Below are 1,517 nucleotides of genomic sequence, written 5' to 3' on the forward strand. Positions count from 1 at the left end.
CCGTTGTCGCGCTCGCCGGCCCGCGTCGTGATCGCTGCCGGGATCGGCTTGAGGCCCTGTGCGACGAACGCGGCCGCCTTCAGATCGGCGTCATCCATCGCGCCATTGAATACGGTTAAATGATGTCCGTCAACGGACGGAGGCGGCCAGGTGACGGGACGCAAGCGCGGAGGGACCCAGCCGGTTCCGCTCTCGACCGCCGACGTCGTCGCTGCGGCTCTGCAGGTGACACGGCGTTCCGGGCTCGGCGGGGTGACTATCCGGTCCGTGGCCGCCGAGCTCGGCGTGACCAGCCCGGCGATCTACCACTACCTCTCCGGCCGTGAGGAGCTGGTGCAGCGGATCTGCGAGCGAGTCGCGGCGCAGGTCCCGCTCACGGTCCGCCCTGACCTCGCCTGGGACGAGCAGATCGTCGCGATCGTGGTCGCCATGCACCGGACGTTTGCGGCCTACCCGGGGGTAGGGGTCGAGGTCCTGGCGATGAGCGGGCCGTCGCCGTCGGCCGAGCGGATCGCGGCCCAGATGCTCGACGTGATGCAGGCCGAAGGCTTCGCGCGAAACGACGCCACTGATGCCGTCGCGACGCTCTTCTTCTACTTCAGTGGCTGGCTGCTCGGTCGGCCGCCGTTCCTGCCGGGAGGCCGGGCCGGCCAGGTGCGCATGACGCAAAGGCTGCTCGCCGACGGCGTGCGGTTCGTGCTCACCGGCGTCGCCGCCCGGTCGGCCGTGACGAGGGCCTAACGAGGAGGAGCCTCGGTGCGGACCTGCTGGCTGCAGGTGCGGCAGGTCAGCGCTGCGTCAGCCTGGAACGGCTGCTGGAGCAGCATCGTGATGCGGCCGGCGCCGCAGAGCGCCTCGTGGCGCCACCGCCGCTTGACCGCCGCGTGCACGGTCGTCGACGAGCGCACCAGTCCGGCCCGCCATGGTCCGAGGCTCACACCACTCTCCTTACTTGCCGCCCGGCAAGTATGCCGCACGCTAGGCTCGTGCTAGTCAAGATCCGCCGAGCCGGGGGTGTGCCACGCCTCGTCCGAAGCTGCAGACGGTCACCGAACGCGACGACGTCGGGACGCGTGAGCTGATCCTCAGCACCGCGTTGGAGCTGTTCCGACAGCAGGGCTACAGCGCGACGTCGCTACGGCAGATCGCCGACGCGATCGGAACGACCAAGGCCGCGCTCTACTACCACTTCCCGGCGAAGGAGCAGATCCTCCTCGAGATCGCCCGACCCCTGGTCGACGACCTGAGCGGCTTCGTGACCGAGCTGCGAACGCCGCACCGCGCCGGCCATCGGACCGAGACCGCAGTGCTTCGCCGCTACCTCGGGATCCTCATCGAGCAAGCACACATCCTGCAGATCCTCAGCACCGATCCGGAGAGCCAGAACCACCCCGACATCGGGCGCCGCGTGCGCACGCTGATCGAGGCGATCCACAACCACCTCAGCGGACCCGACGCCGACGTCTCGCGCAAGGTCCGCGTCGCCTGCGCGATCGGGGCCCTCACGAACGGCGTCG

3 protein-coding genes are annotated in these 1,517 nt (G+C 69.7%); 2 read left to right on the top strand and 1 reads right to left on the bottom strand.

What is annotated here, in order from left to right; genetic code table 11:
• Positions 1-150 precede the first annotated feature (150 nt).
• Positions 151-741, top strand: a complete 591-nt coding sequence (locus tag VHB92_RS04625; protein ID WP_325451874.1) for a TetR/AcrR family transcriptional regulator — start codon at positions 151-153, stop codon at positions 739-741.
• Here the strand turns inward: VHB92_RS04625 and VHB92_RS04630 are convergent.
• A complete protein-coding gene (locus VHB92_RS04630) occupies positions 738-938 on the bottom strand; it encodes a hypothetical protein (RefSeq protein WP_325451876.1) in 201 nt (66 codons plus the stop codon). The genes VHB92_RS04625 and VHB92_RS04630 overlap by 4 nt on opposite strands.
• A 158-nt stretch (positions 939-1,096) precedes the next feature.
• On the opposite strand from VHB92_RS04630, the gene VHB92_RS04635 reads away from it, so the two are divergent.
• Positions 1,097-1,517, top strand: a 421-nt coding sequence (locus VHB92_RS04635) for a helix-turn-helix domain-containing protein (protein ID WP_325451878.1), incomplete at its 3' end; no start/stop codon positions are given.

This window comes from Humibacter sp., assembly GCF_035547335.1.
Taxonomy (GTDB): domain Bacteria; phylum Actinomycetota; class Actinomycetes; order Actinomycetales; family Microbacteriaceae; genus Humibacter.